General features: G+C 46.9%; 17 protein-coding genes. 5 read left to right on the top strand and 12 right to left on the bottom strand.

Going from position 1 to position 23,042, the window contains the following annotated elements; genetic code table 11:
• Nucleotides 1-334: 334 nt before the first annotated feature.
• The gene (holB, locus tag RIB93_RS04925; protein WP_446370846.1) at nucleotides 335-1,267 is read right to left on the bottom strand and encodes a DNA polymerase III subunit delta'; all 933 of its coding nucleotides are present in this window, start codon (nucleotides 1,265-1,267) and stop codon (nucleotides 335-337) included.
• Between the two features lie 42 nt (nucleotides 1,268-1,309).
• The gene (gene tmk, locus RIB93_RS04920; protein ID WP_446370844.1) at nucleotides 1,310-1,975 is read right to left on the bottom strand and encodes a dTMP kinase; all 666 of its coding nucleotides are present in this window, start codon (nucleotides 1,973-1,975) and stop codon (nucleotides 1,310-1,312) included.
• A 379-nt stretch (nucleotides 1,976-2,354) separates the two neighbouring features.
• On the opposite strand from tmk, the gene RIB93_RS04915 reads away from it, so the two are divergent.
• The gene (locus RIB93_RS04915; protein ID WP_006104062.1) at nucleotides 2,355-2,702 is read left to right on the top strand and encodes a hypothetical protein; all 348 of its coding nucleotides are present in this window, start codon (nucleotides 2,355-2,357) and stop codon (nucleotides 2,700-2,702) included.
• Between the two features lie 57 nt (nucleotides 2,703-2,759).
• Here RIB93_RS04915 and RIB93_RS04910 read toward each other — a convergent pair whose 3' ends face one another.
• From RIB93_RS04910 to RIB93_RS04900, 3 genes are all read right to left on the bottom strand, one after another.
• Nucleotides 2,760-3,194, bottom strand: a complete 435-nt coding sequence (locus RIB93_RS04910; protein WP_446370842.1) for an FHA domain-containing protein — start codon at nucleotides 3,192-3,194, stop codon at nucleotides 2,760-2,762.
• Between the two features lie 689 nt (nucleotides 3,195-3,883).
• Nucleotides 3,884-6,400, bottom strand: a complete 2,517-nt coding sequence (locus tag RIB93_RS04905) for a heavy metal translocating P-type ATPase (protein WP_446370840.1) — start codon at nucleotides 6,398-6,400, stop codon at nucleotides 3,884-3,886.
• 307 nt (nucleotides 6,401-6,707) lie between these two features.
• Entirely contained in the window at nucleotides 6,708-7,043 is a 336-nt protein-coding gene (locus RIB93_RS04900) for a hypothetical protein (protein WP_446365171.1), read from the bottom strand.
• Nucleotides 7,044-7,811: 768 nt separating this feature from the next.
• On the opposite strand from RIB93_RS04900, the gene RIB93_RS04895 reads away from it, so the two are divergent.
• Nucleotides 7,812-9,032, top strand: a complete 1,221-nt coding sequence (locus RIB93_RS04895; RefSeq protein WP_446370838.1) for an RNA-guided endonuclease InsQ/TnpB family protein — start codon at nucleotides 7,812-7,814, stop codon at nucleotides 9,030-9,032.
• On the opposite strand, the gene alr is transcribed toward RIB93_RS04895, so the two are convergent.
• Nucleotides 9,022-10,206: an alanine racemase gene (gene alr / locus RIB93_RS04890; protein WP_446370960.1), complete on the bottom strand. Its 1,185-nt coding sequence runs from the start codon at nucleotides 10,204-10,206 to the stop codon at nucleotides 9,022-9,024. The two genes, RIB93_RS04895 and alr, sit on opposite strands and share 11 nt — an antisense overlap.
• 188 nt (nucleotides 10,207-10,394) lie before the next feature.
• Here alr and RIB93_RS04885 point away from each other — a divergent pair, with 188 nt between their 5' ends.
• The 3 genes from RIB93_RS04885 to RIB93_RS04875 all read left to right on the top strand — a co-directional run bounded on the left by RIB93_RS04885 (nucleotide 10,395) and on the right by RIB93_RS04875 (nucleotide 14,664).
• On the top strand, nucleotides 10,395-11,408 hold the full coding sequence (locus RIB93_RS04885) for an o-succinylbenzoate synthase (protein ID WP_446370836.1): 1,014 nt from the start codon (nucleotides 10,395-10,397) through the stop codon (nucleotides 11,406-11,408).
• Nucleotides 11,409-11,479: 71 nt separating this feature from the next.
• Entirely contained in the window at nucleotides 11,480-12,826 is a 1,347-nt protein-coding gene (locus RIB93_RS04880; RefSeq protein WP_446370834.1) for a cytochrome P450, read from the top strand.
• 107 nt (nucleotides 12,827-12,933) lie between these two features.
• Entirely contained in the window at nucleotides 12,934-14,664 is a 1,731-nt protein-coding gene (locus RIB93_RS04875; RefSeq protein WP_446370832.1) for a 2-succinylbenzoate--CoA ligase, read from the top strand.
• Nucleotides 14,665-14,795: 131 nt separating this feature from the next.
• Here the strand turns inward: RIB93_RS04875 and RIB93_RS04870 are convergent, their stop codons facing one another.
• The 6 genes from RIB93_RS04870 to RIB93_RS04845 form a co-directional block, all read right to left on the bottom strand.
• Complete coding sequence (locus RIB93_RS04870; RefSeq protein ID WP_446370830.1) at nucleotides 14,796-15,302, bottom strand: hypothetical protein; 507 nt, start codon at nucleotides 15,300-15,302, stop codon at nucleotides 14,796-14,798.
• A gap of 228 nt (nucleotides 15,303-15,530) precedes the next feature.
• A complete protein-coding gene (locus RIB93_RS04865; RefSeq protein WP_446370828.1) occupies nucleotides 15,531-16,133 on the bottom strand; it encodes a zinc ribbon domain-containing protein in 603 nt (200 codons plus the stop codon).
• A gap of 87 nt (nucleotides 16,134-16,220) precedes the next feature.
• The gene (locus RIB93_RS04860) at nucleotides 16,221-17,948 is read right to left on the bottom strand and encodes a succinate dehydrogenase/fumarate reductase flavoprotein subunit (RefSeq protein WP_446370826.1); all 1,728 of its coding nucleotides are present in this window, start codon (nucleotides 17,946-17,948) and stop codon (nucleotides 16,221-16,223) included.
• Nucleotides 17,949-18,124: 176 nt separating this feature from the next.
• Complete coding sequence (locus RIB93_RS04855; protein ID WP_446370958.1) at nucleotides 18,125-18,436, bottom strand: hypothetical protein; 312 nt, start codon at nucleotides 18,434-18,436, stop codon at nucleotides 18,125-18,127.
• A 215-nt stretch (nucleotides 18,437-18,651) separates the two neighbouring features.
• The gene (locus tag RIB93_RS04850; RefSeq protein WP_446370824.1) at nucleotides 18,652-19,161 is read right to left on the bottom strand and encodes a diguanylate cyclase; all 510 of its coding nucleotides are present in this window, start codon (nucleotides 19,159-19,161) and stop codon (nucleotides 18,652-18,654) included.
• Nucleotides 19,162-19,342: 181 nt separating this feature from the next.
• Nucleotides 19,343-23,005: a WD40 domain-containing protein gene (locus tag RIB93_RS04845; RefSeq protein ID WP_446370822.1), complete on the bottom strand. Its 3,663-nt coding sequence runs from the start codon at nucleotides 23,003-23,005 to the stop codon at nucleotides 19,343-19,345.
• Nucleotides 23,006-23,042: the final 37 nt, after the last annotated feature.

The following is a 23,042-nucleotide window of genomic DNA, read 5'->3' as shown; positions in this document are numbered from 1 at the left end:
TGTGAAACAGCTAACATGGTGGAATAGGTTGTAGTGGGCTGACACAGCTAAAATGGTGAAATAGATTTGACGTTTAAACTGGGCGCACGCCATGCGCCCCTACGGTTTCCGGGCGTAATTCTAATTCATCAAATAAGGTGTGCCACGCCAGTAGGGTGGCTTGACACAGCTAAAATTGTGGAATAGATTTAACGTTTAAACTGGGCGCAAGGATGGTGCCCCTACAATTCTAATCCACCAAATAAGGTGTGCCACGCCAGTAGGGTGGGTTGACGACAGGAAACCCAGCAAAATCTATCTAGGGCTCAAGCCCTTACTACGAACCCAAGCTAATCTATCGCTTTAACTCTAAGAATGTCACTTCCCAAACCAATCGAGGTTGAGCATAACCAAGTAAGAAGGTTCGGGCTTGCTCTAATTGGTGAATGATTTGGGTATGGGGTTGGTGTTGCCAATACTGATGCTGTAAATAGTCAACTAACCACAATTGGGCTTGGGGATCAAGGGTTTTATCAATTTCCTTCGCCAGTTCTAGCGCCATACGGGATGAGTTGGGCAATTGGTTCAACTTTGCCAGTAATTCTGGGGGTATGGCTTGCAGTTGTTCAAACGCCGCGATCGCTTCTCCGGGACTCCCTTGGGCAATGGCTAGTATAGAGGGTTCTTGGAGAATCTGCTGATAACCCGTTTGCTGTAGTACCTGTGCCATGTCGTCTTGTGCTAATCGGGAAAAGGGAATCCGCTGACACCGGGACACTAAGGTGGGTAATAAGGCATCGGGACTGGGCGCGATTAAAATTAATGTGGCGTTTCCGGGTTCTTCTAGCGTCTTGAGCAAGCCATTTGCGGCTGATTCTGCCATGGTTTCCGTCTGTTCTAGCACCACAATTTGGCGGGAGGCTTCTAGGGGAGAACGTCCTAAAAATTGGCTAATTTCGCGAATTTGTTCCAGGCGGATTTGGGGGGGGGCTTTGCGCTTGAGTCCTTTTTCTGTGGCTTCTTTGGCGGATAGGCGAATACCATTGTGTAGATAGGTGGGTTCAACCCAGAGGAGATCCGGGTGATTTCTTTGCTGGAGGCGTTTCTGGACTAAGGGTTGCTTCTGGGGGGGAATATCTTGACAAAATAACCGTTCAATGAACCACCGGGCGACTAAAGCCCGCCCGACTCCAGGAGAACCGACAAATAGATAAGCTGGGGCGATGCGGTTGGCTGTTATGGCTCCCTCTAAGAGTGCGATCGCTTGTTTTTGTGCGACTATTGTCATTTGTTCGTCTTATGTCATTCGTCTTATGTCTTATGTCTTATGTCATTTTTCCATGACATAGTGTGTTTGAAGCCGTTGACGTAACACGATCTGAATATCCAATTGCACGGCGTCAGGGCTTTGATTGGCGTCAATCCGGACAATTCGCTGGGGATGCTGGGAGGCTAACTGGGCAAACCCTTGTTGGACTCGTTGGTGAAAGGCTAACTCCGCTTGTTCGATGCGATCGGCTACTCCCCGTTCTCTTGCCCGTTGTAAGCCTATTGTGACATCGACATCTAACCATAAGGTCAAATCACTTTCTAGTCCTCCTGTGGCGATGTGGTTGATTTGCTCAATCAAGGCTAGGTCAATCCCTCGTCCATACCCCTGATAGGCAATCGTTGAATCCGTGTAGCGATCGCACAAAATAATCGCTCCGGCGTCGAGCTGAGGCTGTAACAATTCTTCAACATGCTGCGATCGATCAGCAGCGTAGAGGAGGAGTTCGGTGCCCTGTTGTAGGGATGAGGACTGTTCTTGGAGCAAGAGTTGACGTAGTTTGACGCCGAGGGGGGTTCCTCCGGGTTCGCGGGTGATGATCACAGGGGGCGGTTGACGGTAATTGCCCAGTTTGTCTAGTATGCCACTGCTGAGGAACCAATCGCGCGATCGCTGAATTTGGGTGGTTTTACCACTGCCTTCGACTCCCTCAAACACGATCAGCATTTCCCCTTATCCACGCCTCATCTGATTACATCTCTCCCCATTGTCACCCAAAATCATGTCCTCGAGTAAAGTGAAAGATGGCTAGATGTTTGTCCCGATGGAATCTACCGTCAAGAGTATGTATACTTTATTGGTATACCTATCCAGCCAAAGACCACGGCTAGGTAGGTGACTTTAGATAGCCGCCGTAGGAGCTTGGTAACCAAGCCCGTACAGGTGGTGTTAGCCTGTGGACTGGTTAACACTGAGCGTAGTCGAGGTGTTCAGTGCTGTCACAGCCAGAGTGAAGCAGGAAGTAAGTACCTCCAGATGCCCACTTGTGGGTTGCTTTGGATAGATCTTATGTAATGATCTAGCTATCTGACGCCAAGGGTTAAATATGGCTCGCTACACTTGTTCATTTACGGTTGCAGTTTCTCCCGATCACCTTCAGCCATCGTTGATTGAGGTTTTACAATCCTGCGATTTCGACATTATTTATGATACGGGAGACTATATCATGGCACGGGAGATCCCCGGTCATGTTGCCTTTGCCAAACTCGTGACAGTGGAAGTCTTGATTGACAAATCGATGGCTACCGATCAGGAAATTCGCATGAATTTCGTGATCAAAAATGAAGAGTTGCCCTTACAGGTAGACAACCACTGTCACGATAAGTTTTATGAAGTTCAAGAGGCGGTTGCCCAAAACCGCCATTGGCAACTCTTAGAAAGTGTTGCTGGTTGACATCCTCTGGTTTTGTTTCAATCCTCTGGATTTCCCTGATCATAGTTGGGCGAATAATCAGGGTGTCCAGTCATCTGGATCTCCCCCCATCATATTTGGGCTAATCAGGGTGATGTCAAACTCATCGGGAGGTCCAGTGGGAACAGAGTCTCGCTTGAGTATGTAATATTTGGCACTAACTTGAGGTCCGAAGACGACTTCGTCCTCATCTTCAAGATCGTGGGCTTGAAGTTTATGACCGTTAATTACGAGTCCGTTGGCGCTGGCTTTACCTTTGAGGTTACCATCGACAATGCGGTAGTAGAGACTGCCGTCCTCTCGTTCTCGCCGCACTAAGGTGGCGTGTCGGCGAGATACAAATTGTGAGAACAAACGAATATCCACATCCGGATCTCTGCCTATAGAATAGACGGGTTCCTCCAAGGTATATTCCTTGCGTCCTTTTTCGTCTTCAATAATTAACAGATGGTTTTGATTGGATTTTGCAGGCATTGAACATCGAAAAATAGGGATAGAGAGTGCAGTTAATTCACTGTCGCTGTGTCTATGCTTTCTTACATTAGCAAACTGCTTAATTATCTTTCCTTAACGTATCAAGAAGAAATGACCGAATTGCCGACCTTCAACTTGGTCTTCCCCCATTCAATCATCATAAGCATTAATGCAGATCATGGCACAGACTCTAATGTTACAATTTTGTGACATTTTTTTACACTGACCCGACGGGAGAGCCTGTAGGCTTCCTTTGGGGTGCCGCTAATTGGCGGTGATTCCGGCTTTTATCGTGAGGACTATGTAATAACTCCTCTCTGGTGATCTTAATAGCTGCGTTACACTCCCGGTTTAGAAGATCCCACAAGTAGGCTGTAAATTCGTACCGATAAAACTTTCTCAATTTGGCTATCACGTTCACCCTACTTTCCCGCTGGATACCGGACTTTGTCCTGCTCCGCAGAAAGTCCATGCTTAACATGGGCGGGGAGGAAAGCGGGTGATAACCTAAGATTTACCAGCCTTCGCCGCTTGGTAAGCGAGACTTGAAAAGAATCATCCAGACACCACCATTACTTTGTATTCTACTACATAAAGGTTAGGACCCATTGAACGAACGGGTGTGAATTTTCCCAGTCTCGCCTAATAATGCGGGATGAGTATTTTACCCAGACCCCAAACCCCACACTCTACACCCTGTCTACAGAGTTCCAACCTCGACGCAATAGCAGAGAGTTGCTGACTACAGTCACCGAACTAAATGCCATCAGTGCGCCAGCTACAGCCGGATTGAGAGCGATACCAAATCCAGGTAATAGTACGCCAGCCGCTACGGGAATACCCAACGTGTTATATCCCAACGCCCAGAAGAGGTTTTGGCGAATTTTGTTAAAGGTAGCGCGAGACAGTTTAATCGCGTGGACAATATCCAGCAAACCGCTAGCTTGAGGGCTGTTAGCGCTCGGTTGCATGAGAATAATCCCCGCCGTTTCCCGGGCAACATCTGTTCCCGCTTGCAGGGCGATGCCAACATCAGCTTGGGCTAAGGCGGGACCATCGTTAATTCCATCTCCAACCATGGCGATGCAGTTTCCCTGGGTTTGCAGTTGGGCGATCGCGGCGGCTTTGCCATCGGGACGGATACCTGCCATAATGTTGGCTGAATCAATGGCAAGGTGTTGTGCCACTGTCACGGCGGCATTGGGTTGATCTCCGGTTAGCAGCATCACGCGCAGTCCCATCGCCTGTAGCTGTTCTACGGTGGTTTTGGCATCAGGTTTGGGTAAATCGGTTAGGGCAATGAGTCCAGCCAATTCTCCATCTACGGCTAAATACACCACGGTTTTCCCGACAGCCGCTAAGGTTTGGGCTTGGGCTTGGGCGGTATCACTAAGGGTCACGCCTTGCTGACGTAACCAATCTTCATTCCCCAGTAATACCGATTGATTGTCCACTAGGGCAGATATTCCTAGTCCGGCTTCGGTATAAAAATCCTTGGCGGCTAATCGAGGTAACTCTTGTTGTGCTGCTGCTGTACAAATCGCTTCTCCGAGGGGATGAGTTGTGCCTCTTTCGGCTGCGGCGGCGAGTTGAAGGAGTTTTGAGTAACCAGACATGCCATTATTCGTCTGTAGGGGCGGGTTGAGGGAATTCGCGCCAGCTATTGAGGATAAGCTTTGTTCAAAACCCGCCCTGACCGAGCGTTCACCTCCTGTGTCCCCCGTCTCCCCATCTTCCTCTGCCCATTCTCCAACAGATAGACAATCAGTTACAGTGGGTTTTCCTTGAGTCAAAGTGCCTGTTTTGTCAAAGACGATGGTATCGAGTTGATGGACTCGTTCTAAAATGTCACCCCCTTTAATCAGTAAGCCCCGTTCTGCCCCTAAGCTGGTGCCGACTAGAATCGCTGTCGGGGTTGCCAATCCCAAGGCACAGGGACAGGCGATCACTAATACCGCGATCGCTAATTTTAGGCTCAATAGTAAAGGTGAGGTTGAATCACCCATCAGGGAGTCTCCTTCCCCTAAAACCTGAGTCCAGATTTTTGTCCCCACCAACTCCCAAAACAGGAAGGTGAAGGTGGCGATTGTCAATACCCCATACGTAAAATAACCGGCGACTTGATCGGCTAAATTCTGCACCGGGGCTTTCCGGGTTTGCGCTTGTTCCACCAGGGCGACAATTTGCGCTAACGTGGTTTCCTGTCCAATGCGTGTGGCTTGAATGGCGATCGCACCGGATTGATTTAAAGTGCCAGCCGTAACCGGATCACCGGGTTGCTTGAGAACAGGTAAGGGTTCTCCCGTCAACATGGACTCATCCACCGACGACTGACCCGCCACCACTTCGCCATCAACGGGTATTTTTTCTCCCGGCAAAACCCGCAACCACTCGCCCACGCGAACTTGTTCGACGGGAATCTCGATCCCCAGTTCTGTGGCTGTGGGTGTTGATTTACCAATTAACCGGGCTACTTTGGGTTTCAGTGCCAATAATGATTCATAAGCGGCTGATGCCTGACGCCTTGCCCGTTGTTCCAAGGTGCGTCCTAGCAGGATAAAGCCAAGTAACATCACGGGTTCATCAAAGAAGCATTCCCAGCCCAATTGAGGCAAGAAGAATGCCGCACAGCTAGCCCCATAAGCCGCCAAGGTTCCTAGTCCCACCAAGGTATTCATATTCGGGGTTTGATGCCGCAATCCCCGCCAGCCATCGCTGATAATTGGACGCCCAGGTCCCAGCAGGGCTAAGGTTGCCAATCCCCAATGAAACCAGATCGTGCTAAACACGGGTAGCATGGGTCCATTAAACCAATGACCAATATGTCCAATGGTCGAGAGAATGACGAGGACACCAGCAATTATTAATTGCCGCAGTTGTTCCCTTGCCTCTTGTTCATGGCGTTGAGTCGGGGTGAGGCGTTCTTCTGAGGTTTCCCCGGCTTGGGAGTCACGGGGTTGGGACGGAAACCCGGTTGCGGTTAATTTTTCCGCTAGGGTGGCGGGATCAGCCTGACCGACTTCATACTCAACCACAGCCACTTCTGTAACCAAGTTGACCTGGGCGGAAACAACTCCGGGTTGCTGTTCTAGCTGTCGTTCTACCGCACTGACACAGCCTGCACATTTCATCCCCCCAACATCTAGGGTTATTTGCTCAACGGTTGGGGTGGGGGTATCGACGGCTTTTTCTGGGGAAATTTGCATAGATGTTTTTGATACGGATAGGCGTTGCGATGCCTGAATGCTGAGTTTTGTTAATACGTCTCTCTAATGATAAGGATTATTTTGCCAATGCGCTCTGCCACTAACCCATATCATATTTTGATGACAATGCCGATGATCTGTTGGAGGTTTGAGGTGTGTTTTTGATGGGATAGGGAGGCGTTATGTTTTTCCCGATCCGGTGGCAGTTAAATAAGCATTTTCGGATCGCCAAAACCCTTGATATTCCGTAGGGTGGGCATTGCCCATCAGACTATGAGGAGCGTGCCATTCGTCTTAAGTCGCCTGCTTAACAGCCAAGCTCTTCTTTTAGTTTGCGCTTCAAGTCATCAGAAATAAATAGTCCACTAATCTCCTTTGTAAGAGCCTCTAAGGTTTCTCCCTTTTCCTGACGATCTTGATATACGCCCACCAGTAAAGCTTCCAGCCCAAACTTAGATAAGGCATCGGTAGCTATACCTATGACTCCAAGGAACATGATGCCTCCAATCATTCCTCCTGGTCCGAGCATTGCTAAGGCGGCTGTGATTGCCGCTGCTCCTGTAAAACCTGTGGTAGCCATTGCAATCAGGAGAATAACTCCTGGGAATCCTAGTGCCGCAATTTTTCTAACAGCTTCGTCCATTTGATTACTCCTTTGTTATAGTTTACGCTTTCTGGGTCTTTTCACCTCTAAACTAGCTGATTCAGGTGAGTGATTACCTCAGCAATAGCTGCTAAGACTATTGCGCTATTTGGCGGATGCTATATAAGTATTTGTTGCGTTATTGAAGGCATAAGCCAATTTAGGTTCACAGAATATTTACTCATATTTATCTCAGCTTTATGGCGTTAACCCTTCTTACAACAGCTACTAAATATAGCTTTGATAATGACAAAATATTGAGGAGAACCGAAATTGCGAGAAGCTATCGACAATGCTAAAGAATCCGCAACTTGAGCAGCAGGTTTGGCTATTGCAGGAGGAACTTATCCGGTTGGTTTAGCTGCATTTGTGGGTACTGGTGCAGTAGCTAGTTTAGCAGCTTTTAGCATGAAAAAGTCCGTTTTTAGATGAATTGTGGTTCTGACGAAATATGGGGAATCAGGAAAAGGGCTAAAGTCGGCTTTTTAGTATAGTTTGAGCCGATTTAAAGGACTGGAAGGGAGTTGATTTGGTCAAAAATTAAATCTTCTTTGAAATTTTAAATATAATCCTTGACAAGTTGACAAGGCAGAACCCTCATCCCTGAGTCCTTTTAAATCACCACCCGAATCGCGAGGGGCTACCCCTTCAACGAAGTAAGGGGTAGGGGGAGAGCGGGAAGTGCAAGGGTTCGATACCCGTAGCACTTCCATTTGTACAGACGCTTCTTTCATCGCGTCTGTAACGCCCGTTGGTATAATGGTAGCCATGAAACAAGTGCTGACGATAGTCGTAAAGCTTCAACCTACGCCTGAACAAGCTGCCAAAATTGAGGCAACCCTTCAGGCGTTTGCTGCTGCTTGCAACTATGTCAATGAACACACAGATCCAAAGCTGACGAACAAAATTGCGATTCAGTCTCTGACTTACCAAACCATCAAGAGCGAGTTTAACCTCGTGGCCAACATGGCAGTCAGAGCTTGTGCGCGTGTAGCAGCTAACCGCAAGGTAGCTAAACACAAAGGTAAGCCTGTTAAATGGTTTGCCCCAACCAGCATCGACTGTGACAAAGACTTGTTTCGGTTTCGCGAACATGATTGGACGGTAAGCCTTGCAACTACTCATGGTAGAGAGCGAGTTAAATTAAAAGTCGGCAACTACCAGAGAGGAAAACTCAAAGGGAGAAACCCGACTTCTGCTCACATAAGCAAACACCGTGATCGTCAGTTCTACTTGCACATCCAAATCAAAGATGATGCCCCATACTCGCCAATTACCGACAAAGTAATTGGCATTGACTTAGGGCGGCGCGACATCGCCGTTACGTCTGAAGAGAAAAAATGGGACGGTAAGCATATCCAATCAGTTCGAGATAAGTTTTCTCAAGTTAGGGCATCTCTCCAGAAGAAAGCCCCGAAAGGCACGAGGACAACTCGGCGTAGATGCCGGGAAGTTTTGAAACGGCTGTCGGGGAGGGAGAGACGTTATCAACAATGGCTCAATCACAACATTTCCAAGTCAGTGGTCAAACGAGCGGTTGAGTTAAGTGCCTCAATTGCTATAGAAGATTTAACCGGGATTAGGGAAAGAACTAACAAGCAACCCAGAAACAAGACTGAACGCAGACGCTCAAATTCATGGGCGTTTTACCAATTGCGCCTGTTCATTGAGTACAAGTCCCTTGGCGCTGGTGTTCAGGTTATCCCTGTTTCCCCTGCCTATACCTCCCAAATGTGTCACAATTGCCTGCACATTCACCCTGTAAAAGGAAAGTCTTACCGTAGTGGCAAGATTTTCAAGTGCGAGCATTGTGGCTGGCATGGAGACGCTGATTTCAACGGAGCCAATAATATTGCACTTGTGGGGCTGTCTATAAACCAGCCTGGAGGCACGGGGTTATCGTGCAAGCTAAACCGAACTCCCAGATATGTTCAGCTTAGCTTGTTCGATGACTTCAGGGCTACTGAAAATCCAGACCTCAGCCGTTAGGCAGGTCTGGGTAGTTTATACGCGGGAGTCGGTGCTTAAAGCCACAAAGGATTTCCCAGGATATTGTGTTTAACGATATCGCCCAGTCATCCGCAGAGATTTGCCTGTCCCCGTCTCGTCCAATTAGGGTGACGATTTCACCAACCTGTAAATCGGGAATATTACTCACATCCAACATCAGTTGATCCATGGTAATCGCCCCAATTTGGGACACCCGTTGACCCCGAATTAATCCGGTCATTTTATTCGAGAGATTCCGGGGAACGCCATCAGCGTAACCGATACCCACTACCGCTAAACGTAACTGTTTTTGTGTCCTGAATTTATATCCATAACTCACCCCCGTCCCCGCCGGTATTGTTTTCACTTGAGTGACCCGCGTTTTAACTTGCATGACGGGTTTTAGGTTGACTTTTGGGTGTAAATGTGGTGCGGGATAGAGTCCATAAAGCGCTAATCCGACTCGAACCCAATCGTAATGCAAGGCGGGGTCAGTTAACGTGGCAGCGGAGTTAGCTAAGTGTAAGCAGGATGGGACGATATTCGCCGCATGAAGTTCGGCAATAGCCGCTTCAAACCGCTGATGCTGTAGTCTCATCACTGTGGGATCTGGACTATCTGCTGTGGCTAAATGGGAATAGACACTGGCGAGTTCTAAATGGGGTAATCGCTGGACTAATTGCACAAACTCAGTGGCTTGTTGCCAAGGCATTCCTAAGCGAGACATCCCTGTATCGATGTTGAGATGAACCGATAAGGAGGTTTGACAACGACTTAGGGTATCAGAAAAGACCAAAGCCTGTTGGGGTGTACAGATAGTGGGTTGTAAATGCCAATGCGCGATCGCACGCACTTGTTCGGGGGTATTGGTTGCGCCTAAAATCACGATGGGTGCGTCAATTCCGGCTTCTCGCAGTTGAATGCCTTCTTCTACTGTGGCGACACATAGCCCATAAGCGCCTGTGGCGAGTGCGGTTTGGGCAACCATCGTGGCACCATGTCCGTAGGCGTCTGCTTTCACCACCGCCATGAGTTGGGTTTTGGCAGACAAAAGCTGTTTTAATTGGTTTAGGTTATGGGCAAGTGCCGCGCGATCGATTTCTACCCAAGCGCGTTCGGTTAATCCGCCGGAAACTTCCCAGATGTTGGGCATTAACTCATAGGTTGGGATCATTTCTCCCATTCTCATTTACTCCTCTATCTCTCTCAAATGCCACAAAGCCTAGCATAGGAGGTTGGGGAGGGATATGGGACAATCAGATTTAAGCCGTGGCGATTAAAATCGCGGAACCACACAAACATAGGCGAAGCCTTCCCGAAGGGTAGGCCGCCTGCGCGGACTACTGAAAATTAAGGTTTGCGGTGACTTATCGTTTTGAGTTTAATCTTTACCAGCGCCAATTTCGACATCCCCTAACCACTCATCATGGCATCTGGAAAGTACGCGAGGGAATTATCCTGCGTCTGATAGATGAAAAAGGGCGAGTGGGTTGGGGAGAAATTGCCCCACTTCCTTGGTTTGGTTCTGAAACCTTAGAACAAGCCCTAACATTTTGTCAGCAGTTCCCGTCTCAGATTACATCAACGGATATTTTCTCAATTCCGGCTGAACTCCCCGCCTGTCAGTTTGGCTTTGAGTCAGCGTGGGATGCTTTAGTCGCAAGGAATGGGGGAGATGGGGGAGATGAGGGAGATGGGGGAGATGAGGGAGATGGGGGAGATAGGGGAGATGGGGAAGAGAGTCATATTGAAACGGAACAAATAAGCCAGTCGTTAACCCATGCGTCACTGAAATACAGCTATCTTTTGCCCACAGGGGAAGCCGCGTTAACATCTTGGCAGCAAGGTTGGCAACAGGGCGATCGCACGTTTAAATGGAAAATTGGTGTAACCTCTATGGAGTCGGAACTGAGGTGGTTTGACCAATTGGTTCAAATCTTACCCCCATCGGCTCAATTACGCTTAGATGCGAATGGCGGACTTACACCGCATCAAGCTCAACAGTGGTTGCAGGTGGCGGATCAGGCGGGAATTGTCGAGTTTCTGGAACAACCCTTACCACCAGAGGAGTTTGATGTGATGAGGGCAATGCATGATCAGTATAGGACACCGATCGCCCTTGATGAATCTGTCGCCACGTTGAACCAACTCAAAACCTGTTACCAGCAGGGATGGCGAGGAATTTTTGTGATTAAAGCCGCGATCGCAGGATCTCCAACACAACTACGGCGATTTTGTCAAGCCCACGATATCGACGTGGTTTTCTCCTCCGTCTTTGAAAGTGCGATCGCAAGAATAGCGGTTCTCAATTTAGCTGTAGAATTATCTCATCTCCATCGGGCAGTTGGGTTTGGAGTTAATCACTGGTTTGTCTAATGGTGATGTGCATTCAAACTGCCTATTCCCTTTGATAAATTTAGCATCCAAATTCAACGGCTGAACAGCTTATGATTCAAATCAAAACTAAACAACCCGAAGGACCCAAAGCCCCCAAATGGTGGCAAAAAATTCAGTGGATTACTAAGCCCCTGGATTACATGGATGCAGCAGGACAACAATATGGTGATATTTTCAATGCCCCTGTTATTAGCAATCATTCCTGTATGTTGTTTGTCAGTCATCCCCAAGCCCTACAACAGATTTTCACCAACGATACCAAGCAATTTACAGCTCCTTCAGATAGGCTTTTGCAGCCAGTTGTTGGAGATCATTCAATATTTGTGCTAGAAGGCGATCATCATCGTCGGGAACGGAAACTCTTAATGCCACCATTCCACGGCGAACGCATCCGAACTTATGGGCAACTTATCTGTGACCTAACCGATAAAATAATGCAACAGGTGCGTCCAGGTCAAACCTTTGTTGCTCGTTCCCTGGTTCAGGAGATCTCTTTGGAAGTTATCTTAAATGCTGTCTTTGGCATTCATGATCCAGAGCGTTTTTATCAACTGAAGGGGCTAATTGCTAGCCTGATGGATCAATTTAAATCTCCCTTCACATCAGGATTACTTTTTTTTCCAGCCCTACAGAAAGATTGGACACCTTGGGGTGTGTTTCGTCGCTTAAAGCAGCAAGTGAGTCAGCTAATCTATGCGGAAATTCGAGAGCGCCGTCAACAGAAAGACTCTTCGGGTTCAGATATTCTCACCCTACTGTTATCGGCACAGGATGAAGAAGGTAAACCCATGACAGATGAAGAATTGCATGATGAATTGTTTACTTTATTAGTAGCCGGTCACGAAACTACCGCTACCGCGATCGCGTGGGCGCTGTATTGGGTTTATCGATCGCCTGATGTGCAGAACAAGCTGTTGCAGGAATTGGACTCTCTCGGTCAACAAGCAGACCCTGTGGACATTGCTCGTTTATCTTATCTCACAGCCGTGTGCCAGGAAAGCTTGCGGATTTATCCTGTGGCTGTCTTAACTGTACCGAGAGCCGTGAAAGAACCTGTTGAACTGATGGGATATCAGCTACAACCGGGAACCCGAGTTTATGGCTGTATTTATTTAACTCATCATCGCCAGGATTTATATCCAGAATCTCATCAATTTAAGCCAGAACGCTTTTTAGAACGCAAGTTTTCTCCCTATGAGTTTTTCCCTTTCGGCGGTGGGATACGTCGCTGTATTGGTGAAGCTTTGGCATTCTTTGAAATGAAATTAGTCCTCGCCAAAATTGTCTCTCAGTATCAACTAACTCTGGCACAGCAGCAACCTGAGCGCCCTCAGCGACGGAGCGTAACCTTAGCGCCTAGCACGGGTGTAAGATTAATTATGCAAGGTAGGAGATAGGGGAACCAGGGTATTTGTAGGGGCGGGTTTAGGGATTAATTTCGGTTTTTTTCCCTAACTGAAATGCGAAACCCGCCCTAAATTTTGGTTGGGGTGGGTTTAAGGAAATGAATTCTATTTTAATCGATATAAAACAGCGAAACAATGATTGGCTCATTGGTTTTGACAATAATCAATTCCAAGAAATAAATCAGAAATTATTTGATCAATTTTCTAACTTATTTCCATGTCAAACTGTTCCTAAGATTATTCTGGCTGAATCTAACCCTTGGCGATTCCTTGCTGCCTTGAGCGCTGCTATTGCTGCCGATTGTTCAGTGTTTTTGGGTAATCCCAATTGGACACAACAGGAATGGCAGCAGGTTTTAGCATTAGTTCAACCCGATTTAATTTGGGGAGATTTGTCAAGGGTGATTCGTCAAGAGTCATTTGTCCACAATAAGGGACAAGGGATAATCAAGAAGGAACCTACAATGGGTGTCACTGAATTAGGCGTTTGTAGTCAGCGCTTTAGCGCTGATGGCACTAAAGTGCCTACTACGAACCCTGATGGCACTAAAGTGCTTACTACGAACGCTGATAGCACTAAAGTGCTTACTACGAACCCTAAAATAATGATTCCTACAGGGGGTTCCTCTGGTAAGATTCGCTTCGTGATGCACAGTTGGGATACTTTAATAGCGTCGGTGCGAGGGTTTCATCTGTATTTTGACCAAAAGCCAGTGAACTCCTTCTGTGTCTTGCCTGTGTATCATGTGAGTGGGTTAATGCAATTTCTGCGATCGCTAACTACAGGAGGACGACTCGTTATTCTACCCTTTAAAGAGGTGGTGGCGGGGAAAGGACGAGATATTGACCCCAGAGATTTTTTTATTTCCCTAGTTCCCACTCAGTTACAACGCTTACTCCGTGCGAATGCAGCAAATTGGTTATCTCAGTTTCACACGGTTTTGTTAGGTGGTGCGCCAGCTTATGAGTCTCTCTTAACTCAGGCGAGACAACAGGGTATTCGTTTAGCGCCAACTTATGGAATGACTGAAACGGCGTCTCAAGTGGTTACTCTGAAACCGGACGCATTTTTAGCGGGGAATAATAGTTGCGGTCAAGTTCTCCCTCACGCCCACGTTACCATTCGCAGTACAACTGGGGAATTTTTGGGGATGAATCAAATCGGAATTGTCACGATTGCAGCAGAGTCTTTGGCATTGGGTTACTATTCTTCAGGAGATAAGGAAGATAAGGAAGATAAGGAAGATGAAGAGTTAACTCAAAACCATGTCCTTGAGCGAAGCGAAGGAGCAATCAGAGCGGGTTTTGAGGAAATGTTATCGTCAACCACTGGCGCAAATTTTAAAACCTCGCCCCTACAGACGAATAATAGCGCATCTCTACACTTCCCCAATCACCAATCACCAATCCCCAATAGTCATGCAACGCCTAATAAAATCCCAATGCTGCAATCCGATGATTTGGGATTTTTTGATGAGCAGGGGTATCTAACAATTGTCGGACGGCAGAGCCATAAAATCATTAGCGGAGGTGAAAATATTTTCCCCGCCGAAGTCGAGGCGGCTATTTTAGCCACCCAATTAGTGCGTGATGTGTGTGTGATTGGCATACCGCATAATTATTGGGGTCAAGCCGTTACAGCAGTTTACGTTCCTCGTACATTGGATGTTTCTGTGGATATTTTAAAAGCCGCGCTGATCAATCAGTTAAGTAGGTTTAAGCAGCCTAAATATTGGGTTCCTGTTGAACAATTGCCCCGCAACGAGCAAGGAAAAGTAAACTATGAATCTGTTAGAACAACTGCTTTAGAATTTTTGCCTAGGGTTTAAAAAGTCACAAACCTATGAAAGCCTATTGCCTCGACAGATAAAAACCCATACAAAATAGCGAGCGAGACGCTCGCACTACATACAACCGTTCCCCGTTCCCTATCCTCACCACAAGACTTATTCAGCAACCCCTAAATAATGACTTTGCCAATCATTAAAACCCCCTGATCCGATCGCAGATAGGGAACAGACGCACCCTTAAATCCGGTAATAAACGGCTTGTGATGCAACTGCCAATAGCTAGGACTCATATCATGGGCGATCGACTTCAAAGCTCTCAGTTCTTCCACCAGTTCAGTGGCGAGTTCGTTAATCCGATTGGCATGATCATAAGCCTGTTGAGTGGCGATCTCTACCTCATCAGCTAATGTTAAGGGTTGCTTGGGTTTGGCGAGAGGCTGTAGCTGTTGCTGTTTTTGCTCTAACTGCGCCTGCAACGCCGCGATCGCATTATCAATTCCTTGGACTTCGGCGGAAACCTCTGCGGCTACCCTCGCTTGATGGCGATAAGCCGCCGCGATCGCTTTGGGTGAATTATTCTCCGGTTGAACCTCCTGATTGGTTAGAGTATCCCGTTCTTGACGTAGTGCCTCGAGTTGGGAGCGAATTGCCTCAATTTCTGCCTGTATCTGATCCATCCTGATACCACGTTGTCTAAAAAGATAATTTTTTCTTGGTGCGGGTTACTACCTTTACATAACACAATCGTTACATAACACATAAGTAGGGACACGGCAGTGCCGTGCCCCTACTTGTTTCGTAAATGCGAGTTGACCTGATAATCTGGAGAGTCAACTTATTCAAGTATACCCAGCAAAGGTTGGGCTTTGGCTTTGGGTAGGGCTGGTGCGTTCAACTACCCCAACTTACTCCGTTCCGCCTTGAGGTGTCACTTCGTTGAAGTTGGGGATTGCATCTTGGCTCCACCTCAGCCCTGAATACCTCAAGCGGTAATCAGTTTTGGTTTCATCACCAGATACATCAGGGACGGCTGAAATACGCCCCATACTCTCTCGCCAAGAGTGGGAGAGCAACACTCTAAGTGCAACATTTCTAGCACCTACTAAATCGGCATGGAGAGTATAACCACATTGCTGACACACAAAAGTTAGACCTTTATTGGGTCTATTTTCTTTAGATGTGTGACCGCAGTGTGGACAAGCCTGAGAAGTGTAATGAGCATCCACTTTAACTGCAAGACTCCCATCCATTATCCTGAAGGATATAGGCTGAATCACCGATTGGGGATGTGAGTGTGGGGTGGCGCGATCGCACTGCGCTAGTCGATCATGGTTTGTAGGGGCGGGTTTAGGGACTTTCGTTTCGCTATTAGATGATAACGTTTGCTCAAAACCCGCCCTTTCCAGATGTTGGGGCAGGTTGTTAACGGTTGAGATTAGGGAACTCTTAACAGGGAACAGGGAACAGTAAGGGTTTGAGGATGATTTACGAACGCAATAGTTTGACACAACCTCTCCCTAACCCTCCCCTGATCAAGGGGAGGGAACGTTTCCTCCTTAGTAAGGGGAGAATGAGGAGAGGGGAGCAAGAATTGCTTAATACTTGCGTTCTTGGGGTTCAAATCGGGTCATCGCCACCGATTTATACTGCAAATCAATTCCGGCTGAGGAATAGTACGCCAAGGTATGCTTCAAAAAATTGGTATCATCCCGTTGGGGATAATCCTCGCGAGAATGGGCACCCCGACTTTCTTGGCGATTTAGGGCAGAGGTGAGAATAATTTCCCCAACCACCATCAGATTCCGCAGTTCTAAAGCCTCGATTAATTCCGTGTTCCAGCAGCTTCCTTTGTCATCTAAATAGATAGTTTCATACTGCTGTTTCAACTGTTGCAGTTGATTCAATCCTTCCTCCATTAACGCCTCGGTGCGGAAGACGCCGCAGTATTGAGTCATGCAGTCTTGGAAGTTTTGACGCAGTTCGTCGATGCGTAGGCTTCCGGATTGACCCAGCAATGCATTAATCTTATTTTGAGCAGCATTGAGGTAGACTTGCTCATCAATGTCGGGTAATTTGCGGTTTTGAATATATTGCGCGATCGCAGCCCCCGTTCGTTTGCCGTAAACCACGCATTCTAGCAGGGAATTACTCCCCAAACGATTGGCACCGTGAACCGAGACACAAGCCGATTCCCCGGCGGCAAAAAATCCATCAACCAATCCATCGGGTCCACTTCGCACCTGTCCATCGGTATTGACGGGGATGCCACCCATGGAATAATGGGCAGTAGGACGCACGGGCATGGGTTCGTATACGGCATCAACCCCAACAAGTCGGTGGGCTTCTTCCCAACAGAAGGGAATCCGACTCATAATCTTTTCCTTGCCCATGTGCCGCAAGTCCAGATAGACACAAGGACCTCCAGGATTCCCATCCGGATGCACCCCGCGACCCGCACGAATTTCTAATGCGATCGCGCGTGAGGTAATATCTCGTGGGGCGAGTTCCATTTTACTGGGGGCATAATTTGCCATGAAGCGATCGCCTTCGCTATTAATTAGATACGCCCCTTCACCTCGTACCGCTTCGGAAATTAACACACCCACAGGATACAACCCGGTTGGATGAAACTGGACAAACTCCATATCCTCCAACGGTACCCCCGCTAAAGCAGACATGGCTAAACCATCCCCCGTCGAGGCAAAATCATTGGAGGTGGTATTAAACACCCGTCCATAGCCCCCGGTGGCAAACATCACCGCCTTTGCCCGTACCACTTGCAGGTGAGTCGTCAGGAGGTTAAACATTACCACCCCTTTTGCCTGCCCATCTTCCAAAATCAGCCGCATGACGTACCATTCTTCGTAAACCGTCACGTCATTCTTGCGGAGATTACTTACCAGTTCATGCAGAATCGCATGACCCGTTTTATCGGCAGCATAGCAGGTTCGGCGATGGGAATGACCCCCAAAGGCACGTTGGGCAATGCGACCATCAGGTAAGCGGGAAAAGAGTACCCCCAGATGTTCTAAATCAACCACCACATCGGGGGCTTCGCGGGTGAGGATTTCCACCGCATCTTGATCCGCCAGATAATCCGAACCTTTAACCGTATCAAAAGCGTGGGCTTCCCAGGTATCCTCCGCATCCACATTTTTCAGCGTCGCCGCCATTCCCCCTTGCGCCGCAACGGAGTGGGAACGAATCGGATGGGTTTTGGCAACCAGTGCGACATTCAGCTTCGGATCAGTGCGTTTAATTTCCAACGCCGCCCGACACCCGGCTAAACCACCGCCGACAATAATGACATCGTGTTCTCGCATCTCAACTCGATTGAATTTCTGCTGTTATCTATCTTGACTGATTACTAAAATTCCTTACCGAAAGTCGGGGCGGGTTTAGTTACATCCGGTTGCAACCGAAAAGATAGTGGTGAAACCCGCCCCTACAGAGACACCACATCCCGTGAAACGTTAGTCTGACTTAGAGTCGAATGGTACTAGCTCGTTGCCTGAGCCGGTTGGGATGCACCGCGACTGCTGCGATCGGCAGCCGTTGTTTCCTGCTCATCCATTGCTAGTATTTCAATATGATTGAGCAATGTGGTCACAAAGGCAAAAAGTAAAAAAGGCAAAGACAAGACCAATACTAATCCCACCGTTGCCAACGCATAAATTTGGCGATCGGCACTCCACAGCGCTAGTGCAGAGGCAAGACTTATGAAAATGACGATTAACCACACAATGACTTGTCCATAGATATCGCCAAAACTCAGGGTGCAGATCAAGCGATATTTGTTAAATTGTTCCATCATCAACCTCGACACATTTCTTTAAGTTCCAAGGATAAGACCAGATTTAAGGTTTGGTGCATTTCGCAACATATTTTTAAATTGGTCGCAACATCTGTTTACAATACGTTGCAATGTGTGACATTAGTCATTTGTCATTGGTTAGGGAACAGCTACATGTCCCACACCCCACACCCAATCTAACTGTCAGTTTTCTGCGGCAGACAGATCCATACTTATACTGAACTCAGGGTAACGCGATCGCGTCCTTGCTGTTTCGATAGATAAAGGGCTTGATTTGCCGCCATAATCAAAGCATCAATGTCAGTATGGGGGTCAACCAAACAGGCAACGCCAAAACTAACGGTGACAACAGGCGCGGGTAAATTGAACGTGCCAGGCGGTTGAAATTCAATGCTTTGGGATTTGATTTTCTCTCGCATCTTTTCTGCTACTTGAAAAGCTCCCATAGCATTAGTATGCGGTAAAAGAATCGCAAATTCTTCTCCCCCATAACGTGCGACGATATCTGTTGTCCGCTTGACACAGCGACGTAGGCAATCAGCAATGCGTTGTAAGCACTCATCCCCCGCTGCTGTGCCATAAATTTTATTGTAGGTTTGGAAACAATCAATGTCACATAAAATTAAGGATAGGGGGGATTGTTCTATATGTAAATGATGCCATTCTTGTTGAAGGTGTTGGTCAAAATAACGGCGATTCGCTAATTTTGTCAAAGTATCCATATTGTAGAAGTGATAAAAATATCAATTTTTTGTTCTGAATGACCACACTGTATTGATAAAAATATATAGCGATAAGGATAAGTTTGGGATCGCCAAAACCCTTAATATACTGTAGGGTGGGTTGAGCGAAGTCGAAACCCACCGCTCAACCCACCAGCATACCAGGAGCGTGCGATTCGTGTTAAGGATGGCGAACATTGTCACAAACTTTTTTGTCCTGTTCCTTCACGTTAACATTCGTCCGCAGATAGTCCTCCACCCAATCGCAACCAAACGCCCAAATCTGATTCAGGTCAATGGTACGCTCTAAATCCCACAAAATGATCGTTTTGTCTACACTAGCAGAGGCAAGGGTGCGACCATCGGGACTAAAGGTGACATCATAGACGCGATCGCCATGGGCTTCTAAGGTGACTAGGAGTGTACCATCATTGCGCCACAGTTTAACCGTCTTATCCAAACTCGCAGACGCCAGAAATTGCCCATCGGGACTAAATGCAATATCGTTGACGCGATCGCGATGCCCGTCTAGAGTGGCTAGTAAGATGCCCTCCCTTGTCCAAAGTTTAATTGTATTATCCCAACTGGCAGAGGCAAGGCGTTGACTATCGGGACTAAAGGCTAAGGCACGAATACTATCACCATGTCCGGTTAAGGTATTCAACAAGATGCCCTCCCTTGTCCAAAGTTTAATCGTTTTATCTTCACCTGCTGAGGCAATCAACTGACCATCTGGACTAAAGGCTACACAGTCAACAACACCATTATGTCCCGTTAAAGTTTTCTGCAATTCACCGTCTCGTGTCCAAAGTTTGACAGTTTTATCGCTACTAGCAGAGGCAAGCAACTGACCCTCTGGGCTAAAGGCGACACTGAAAATTTCACTGTTATGTCCCCGTAACGTTTTCAATAACGTCCCATCACCCTGCCAAAGTTTAATCGTTTCATCTCGACTCGCTGAGGCAATTATTAGCTCATTTGTTGGCAGTGATTCAATAATTTTCCTATTGTCTTGATTATTTATTTTATTCTTCACCCTGCCATTGTCAGAGGACAAATTACCCTTCACTGGAGGGGCAACAGCAACATCGAACACCGCTTGATTATGCCCCTCAAAAGACGCCAACACCTGACCCTCACGTCGCCAGAGTTTTATCGCACCATCCCAACTCCCAGAAACCAGAGTTTGACTATCCGGACTAAAATCAATACCCCAAACCGCATCCTGATGTCCTTGGAGAAAGGTTAACAAGGTTTTTCCTGGCGTCCAAAGTTTAATGGTACTATCCAAACTTGCAGACGCCAACATTTGACCATCCGGGCTAAACGCCACCGCCCAGAGTCCATTTTGATGTCCTTTCAAAACAGTAAGTTCAGTTCCATCTGTTTGCCAAAGTCTAACAGTTTGATCCCAACTTGCCGAAGCAAGGGTTTGACTATCAGGACTAAAGGCTAAACCAAAAACTCCATCCGTATGTCCGACTAACGTTTTCAGTAATATTCCATCAGGCTGCCAGAGTTTGACGGTTCCATCTATAGAACTTGAAGCCACAAATTTGCCATTGGGACTAACGGTTACATGATTTACCCCACTCTGATGACCATTGAGAGTTTTCAGTAACGTACCATTAGGCGTCCAAAGTTTAACGGTGTTATCCCAACTGGCAGAGGCAAAGTATTGACCATCTGGACTAAACGCCACACTCCGCACTTGTTCGCGATGCCCTTCGATAATTTTAGGGACAAAGCAGTTTTGACGACTATTCTGTGTTATTACCCTGATATTATTAAACCCAACTTCATCTGCCTTGTCTGCTAAATTCAGGCAAGTCCGATCAATTGTCCAAAGTTTTATTGTCTGATCATCACTACCAGTGACTAACATCTGACCATTGGGACTAAAGGTGACACTATTCACTTGCTTATTATGCCCATTCAGTGTGGTAACTAACGTGCCATCGCGTCGCCACAGTTTCACTGTTGTATCCTTACTTGCCGAAGCAATGAGTTGACTGTCGGGGCTAAACGCTACGCTTTTGATGGTATCGCTGTGTGCTTGAAATGTAGTTAATAACGTTCCATCAGGTTGCCAAAGCTTAATTGTTTTATCGTCACCTCCTGAGGCAATTATTGAACCATCAGGACTAAATGTTACATCATGGACTTGCTGGTGATGACCAGAGAGGCGGTTATGTTCTCTGACACCATACACTGCCTTTCGTATCACTCTCTCAACCGAATTTTGGGTCTGGGTATCTACTCGACCTAATGCCTGTACTTTCTGTTTGGCTCGCAGGGCGGCGATTAATGCATCTAATCGTTGATCCAGGGCAAATAGTGATTCTGAAGAGGTCGTAATTGCTTCAATTTCACTAATCGCTAACCTGCGATTTTGAACCATAATTGCTCCGGCTAATCCACTGACGATAACCAACATCATGGCAAAGGTTACTAATAGTAGTCGCTGCTTTTTTGCCATCTGACGTTCAGCAGCAAGGCGGGCTTCAACTTCCTTGATACGTTCGGCTTCTATCTGCTGTTGAACTTCATTGCGATCGCAGGTTTGACTGGCGGCTAAGAAGTGATAATCTAAATCACTTAAACTTTTGCCCTGAGACCAGTCTTGGGCATCTTTTAATGCTTGTCCCCGCAAGAGTCGTGATGAATCAGCAAATTGAGATTCCACCCAAGCTGCCAAGGTTTGAGAGTAAGGACGCAGATGGTTTAATTGTTTTTCAACCCAGTCCCGGTTAAAAACGGCTGGATAAATTCTATTTTTTAGTTTTAATTGTCCTTGTTCTTTGACGACTAAACCTGATAATAATAATTCCGTTTGCTCTCGACTATCATCGGCTTCGATGTCAATTTCCTGTAAAATTTGTTGATAAATGCCCAGTAATCTACCCGCCCGTGCTTCGTTTCTCAACAGGCGATCGCGAACGGTACGTAGGTGTTCTGGTTCATCCTGAGATTCCCAATGGCGAATTATGCGATCGCGTACCACGGATTCAACCCAAAAGGCTTCAGTACCAGGTGGGATTTTTAGATCATCTCTCACTGTATTTTGCGCCACGTCTAGCACCAGTTGACATAGCTTTTGGGTTAAAAAAGGTTGCCCTCCTGTCCAGGCTAATATTTCTTTAATAATGGCTTCAGGTTTAGCAAATTGTTGGCTGAATCCTTGGGCTAAGGGTTGGGCTTCGTCCAGTTGAAAGCCGTGTAGTTCGATGGCTTTGCCAATATTAAATGGGGTACGCTTTTTGTCGGTAATTAAATCGCTGGGTGTAGCTACACCGAAAATGGCAAAGGTGAGGCGATTGTAGTCAGATTCTAGACTACGTTGATTATAACAAAACCGAATTAGAGCAAAAAAGTCATCAATAGGAAAATTCAAGCTTAAAATACTATCAATTTCATCGATGAATATAATAATGTTTTTGGTAGGGAAATGAGTTAAAAGGATTTCGCTGATAAATTTATTAAATCGTTGAGGCAACGAAATATCTTCTTGCTCCTGCCACCACTTTTTTAAATTTACCGTTTTAAACAGTTTAAATTTGCGGGTTAAATCCAGAACTAATCCCTTATACCACTGATCAGGCGTAATCGTTTCCGAACCTATCATGGTCATATCAAGCGTGGCACATTGGAATCCTTCTTCTTGCAAGCGATGGTGGGTTTGAACTAATAGAGAGGATTTTCCCATTTGCCGACAGTTGAGAACATAGCAAAACTCACCCTGTTTTAGAGCTTGATACAGTTCGCGATCGGCTTTTCGTTGAACATAGGTGGGAGCATCTTTGTGTAGACTCCCACCGACTTGATAAAGGGAAGTGTTCGTCATTTGTCAGGCAATAGGCAATAGGCAATAGGCAATAGGC

The sequence above is a fragment of the Coleofasciculus sp. D1-CHI-01 genome, assembly GCF_040218875.1.
Classification (GTDB): Bacteria; Cyanobacteriota; Cyanobacteriia; order Cyanobacteriales; family Coleofasciculaceae; genus Coleofasciculus.
The sequence above is the reverse complement of the archived record's forward strand: the minus strand, read 5'-3'. Positions and strand labels throughout refer to the sequence as shown.

Bases quoted from the DNA above. Each gene is read 5' to 3' on its own strand.
- RIB93_RS04880 (WP_446370834.1), top strand. From the start codon at position 11,480: ATGATTCAAATCAAAACTAAACAACCCGAAGGACCCAAAGCCCCCAAA.
- holB (WP_446370846.1), bottom strand. From the start codon at position 1,267: ATGACAATAGTCGCACAAAAACAAGCGATCGCACTCTTAGAGGGAGCC.
- RIB93_RS04860 (WP_446370826.1), bottom strand. From the start codon at position 17,948: ATGCGAGAACACGATGTCATTATTGTCGGCGGTGGTTTAGCCGGGTGT.
- RIB93_RS04910 (WP_446370842.1), bottom strand. From the start codon at position 3,194: ATGCCTGCAAAATCCAATCAAAACCATCTGTTAATTATTGAAGACGAA.
- tmk (WP_446370844.1), bottom strand. From the start codon at position 1,975: ATGCTGATCGTGTTTGAGGGAGTCGAAGGCAGTGGTAAAACCACCCAA.
- RIB93_RS04905 (WP_446370840.1), bottom strand. From the start codon at position 6,400: ATGCAAATTTCCCCAGAAAAAGCCGTCGATACCCCCACCCCAACCGTT.
- alr (WP_446370960.1), bottom strand. From the start codon at position 10,206: ATGATCCCAACCTATGAGTTAATGCCCAACATCTGGGAAGTTTCCGGC.
- RIB93_RS04845 (WP_446370822.1), bottom strand. From the start codon at position 23,005: ATGACGAACACTTCCCTTTATCAAGTCGGTGGGAGTCTACACAAAGAT.
- RIB93_RS04850 (WP_446370824.1), bottom strand. From the start codon at position 19,161: ATGGATACTTTGACAAAATTAGCGAATCGCCGTTATTTTGACCAACAC.
- RIB93_RS04855 (WP_446370958.1), bottom strand. From the start codon at position 18,436: ATGGAACAATTTAACAAATATCGCTTGATCTGCACCCTGAGTTTTGGC.
- RIB93_RS04870 (WP_446370830.1), bottom strand. From the start codon at position 15,302: ATGGATCAGATACAGGCAGAAATTGAGGCAATTCGCTCCCAACTCGAG.
- RIB93_RS04915 (WP_006104062.1), top strand. From the start codon at position 2,355: ATGGCTCGCTACACTTGTTCATTTACGGTTGCAGTTTCTCCCGATCAC.
- RIB93_RS04895 (WP_446370838.1), top strand. From the start codon at position 7,812: ATGAAACAAGTGCTGACGATAGTCGTAAAGCTTCAACCTACGCCTGAA.
- RIB93_RS04900 (WP_446365171.1), bottom strand. From the start codon at position 7,043: ATGGACGAAGCTGTTAGAAAAATTGCGGCACTAGGATTCCCAGGAGTT.
- RIB93_RS04875 (WP_446370832.1), top strand. From the start codon at position 12,934: ATGAATTCTATTTTAATCGATATAAAACAGCGAAACAATGATTGGCTC.